The following is a 256-nucleotide window of genomic DNA, read 5'->3' as shown; positions in this document are numbered from 1 at the left end:
GTGAATATACAATTTTCATCTATAATACCTCCCTAATGGTGGAAAATGTCACTTCAAGTTTTTCAAGCGCTTCTTTAATACGCCATGCCTCTCTGTCTCGTGGGCCAACGAGATTCGAAATGCTACGAATTTCAAGACTTGGTATGCCGCAGCTTTTCGCAGCTGATGCTACTCCGAATCCTTCCATTGCCTCGGCGCGAACATTTGGATAACGTTGAGTGAGTTCATTTGCAGTTTGGCTCGTGCCAGTTACAGT

1 protein-coding gene is annotated in these 256 nt (G+C 44.5%); it reads right to left on the bottom strand.

Annotation, left to right across the window (positions count from 1 at the left end):
- Positions 1 to 19: 19 nt before the first annotated feature.
- A partial coding sequence (locus AOA61_RS32085; protein ID WP_218197440.1) for a hypothetical protein occupies positions 20 to 256 on the bottom strand: 237 nt, incomplete at its 5' end.

This window comes from Pseudomonas sp. 2995-1 (assembly GCF_002742505.1).
In the GTDB taxonomy this organism is placed as follows: domain Bacteria; phylum Pseudomonadota; class Gammaproteobacteria; order Pseudomonadales; family Pseudomonadaceae; genus Aquipseudomonas; species Aquipseudomonas sivasensis.
Note: the sequence above shows the minus strand (reverse complement) of the source record. Positions and strands in the feature narration are given on the sequence as shown.